General features: G+C 35.8%; 1 protein-coding gene (only partly in view). It reads right to left on the bottom strand.

Every position in this 3231-nt window falls within one protein-coding gene, locus ACKTTV_RS09155, for an amino acid adenylation domain-containing protein (protein WP_408030537.1), read on the bottom strand. The gene is 17595 nt long; 70 of those nucleotides lie to the left of the window and 14294 to its right, leaving coding positions 14295-17525 in view — codons 4765 (partial) to 5842 (partial); reading right to left, the first codon wholly in view occupies positions 3228-3230. The start codon and the stop codon both lie outside this window.

Here is a 3231-nt window from a genome sequence, read left to right as displayed (position 1 = left end):
TCAATATCCTCTTGATCAAAATCCAATAAAGGAACCATCTCTGGTACAATGTAATCTGTATCCTCTGTAATTCCATTCGCTGGAACTTCGTAAGTTAAAATCTCTGAAGATCCTCTTTCTGCTATTTCTGCAATCGTTGGATTTGAGAAAATATCTTTTACTGCGATATTGAAATCTATCTTTTGTAATCTCGATATTAACTGAACAACTAATAAACTATGTCCTCCTAATTCAAAGAAATTATCATAAACTCCAATCTTTTCAATGCCTAATACATCTTGCCAGATACTCACCATTTGAGCCTCTAACTCGTTTCTTGGAGCGACATACTCTTTGGTTGATAATAATGATCCATCTGGTTCTGGTAAAGCTTTTCTATCTAACTTACCGTTCACTGTTAATGGCATTGTTTCTAACTCAACCCATAATCCAGGGACCATGTATTCTGGAAGAACTTCTTTTAATTCATTTTGAATGTTTTCCTTATCGAATTTTCCATTTGAAACGACATAAGCAACCAAACGTTTGCTTCCTATACTATCATCTTTAGCTAATACACAACATTGACTGATACTTTCTAATAATGATAAAGCATTCTCAATCTCTCCTAACTCAATTCTATACCCACGAATCTTAACCTGATTGTCTTTTCTTCCAATATATTCTATTGTTCCATCTGGTAACCATCTAGCTAAATCTCCTGTCTTATAGATTCGATCGGCTTCCTTAAATGGATTCGAGATAAACTTCTCTTTGGTTAATTCTTCTTTGTTTAAATATCCTCTAGCTACCTGAACTCCTCCAATACATAATTCTCCTGCAACGCCTACTGGTACTAAATTCATCGAGTCATCCAATACATATAAACTTGTATTGGCTACTGGACGTCCGATTAATACATTATCGATTTGTTTTTCTAATGGAACTGGCCAATAACTTACATCAATCGCTGCTTCTGTTGGTCCGTATAAATTGTGTAATTCCGTTCCTGTAAACTTCTCGTTAAATAATGCTACATGATCTACCTGTAAGGCTTCTCCACTACAAATTACACGACGTAAAGAAGAACAATCTCCTTTTTCTATTTCTTCTAAGAACACTCTTAACATCGATGGAACAAAGTGCATCGTTGTTACTTTTTGTTCTTCTATAATTTCTTTTAAATAACGAGCATCTTTATGGCCTTCTGGTTTTGCGAATACTAATTTCGAACCACAAATTGCTCCCCATAATAACTCCCATACCGATACATCAAAACTGAAAGTTGTTTTTTGTAGAATAGTATCTTCTGAAGTTAATTGATATTCTGATTGCGTCCATAACAAACGGTTTACAATACCATTGTGCTGGTTCATTACTCCTTTTGGTTTCCCTGTACTTCCTGAAGTATAGATGACATAAGCCAAGTTCTCTGGAGATACTACTGAAGTTAAAACTTCTTTAGAGTAATTCGCTATCGTTTCCCATTGGCTATCTAAAGCTACAACTGTAATACCTTCTCGATCTCCTAGTACTTCTGAATTGACTTTTTTACTAGTCAATACCAATTTGATATCAGCATCAGTAAGCATATACTCAATGCGATCTTCTGGATATTCTGGATCAATCGGCACATATGCTCCTCCTGATTTTAAGATCCCTAAAATGCTTACTAACATCTCAGTACTTCGTTCAATACAAATACCAACTAAAGTATCTGGAGTAACTCCTTGCTCATGTAAGTAGTGTGCTAATTGATTTGAACGCTCGTCTAATTCCGCAAAGGTTAATGCCTCATTTTCAAAAACAACTGCAATCGCTTCTGGTGTTTTAGTCACTTGCTCTGCAAATAAATCAACCAATGTTTTATCCAATGAATACTCAGCATGAGTGTTGTTGAAAGTCTCTAATAATTGTAATTTTTCTTCTTTTGCTAAAATTGATAAACTTGCAACTGGTACTGATTCTTCTGATTGCAGTCCTTCTACAAGTTGTACCAAAGCTTCTTCCATAAAAGCAAGTACACGCTCGGTATCAATACTGCCATCAATCTGAGCAGTTAATTGAAACTCCTTTCCAAAATCATCAACATTTAATGAAAACGGATAATTCGTACGCTCATGATCACTGATAACCTCTATTCCTAAATCAATAATATCCTCTTCAGCTTCTTCTTCCGTTGGTATTGATGAGTGACGGTAGTTTAATAAGGCACTAAAGAAAGGTACCTCATTAGAAATCTCACTCCAATTCTGAATGTTTGAAAGTGGTGTTTGCTCGTATGGTAACGATTCTCCTAGTCGCTCTTTAACCTGAGTAATATAATCTGCTACACTTCCATTAAGTTCTACCAAGAACGCCAATGTGTTAATGAATAATCCTAATGAATCTGCCGCTCCTGAAACTCCTTGTAAACGTCCTGAAAATAAGGTTCCAAATAATGCATACTCTGCATTACTACATTTTCCTACAACAAGTCCGTACGCTGCATGGAATATAACCGCAGAGCTCATTCCTAAACCAGTACTTACCTTTCTTATTGACTCACTTAACTGCTCTGATAAAATAAGACGTGATTCTTTAATATCACTTCCTGTTCCTTGAATATCTGATAATCCAAATGGATAGGTCGGCGTGTCGATTCCTTCTAATAGACTTGTAAAATAGGCTTCACTATCATTGGTTGCTTGTGAATGAAGTGTATGTCCTATAAAGTCTCTATATAAAACTGGTGTTGAAAGATTGCTTGTTTTCCCTGATAAATAAGCCCCTACTTCACGGATAATGATTTCTAGACCGACATGATCAAAAACTAAATGATGTTGATTGATAATTAGGTAGTAATTATCATTCTCTTTATCATCTGCTGATTTTAATTCAAGTAATGGTGCTTTAGAAACATCCATTCGTTGATTTCCTGGCTCTGCTAGTAATTCTAATTCTGGTAAAGCCACATCTAACTCCTCTACCTCCAATACTGCTTCTCTAAGAACTATCTGAACTGCCTGTGGTAAACCTTCACTGACAACACAGGTACGTAAAACATCATGACGGTTCACTACAAACTGTAAGGCCTCGATAAATAATGCTCTCTTTTCCTCACTTGGGAAGGAGTATAAACTTGGTAAAACATAAGGATCTCCATGATCCTGATCACTCATTAAATAATGGAAATAAATTCCATCCTGTAAGGGGGATAATGGATACATATCCTCAATATTTGATATCCCGCCTGGTGCTTGTGATACCACC

Origin of the sequence: Tenacibaculum xiamenense (genome assembly GCF_964513065.1) — a bacterium.
Taxonomy (GTDB): domain Bacteria; phylum Bacteroidota; class Bacteroidia; order Flavobacteriales; family Flavobacteriaceae; genus Polaribacter; species Polaribacter xiamenense.
This window is presented reverse-complemented; position numbering and strand designations above follow the sequence as displayed.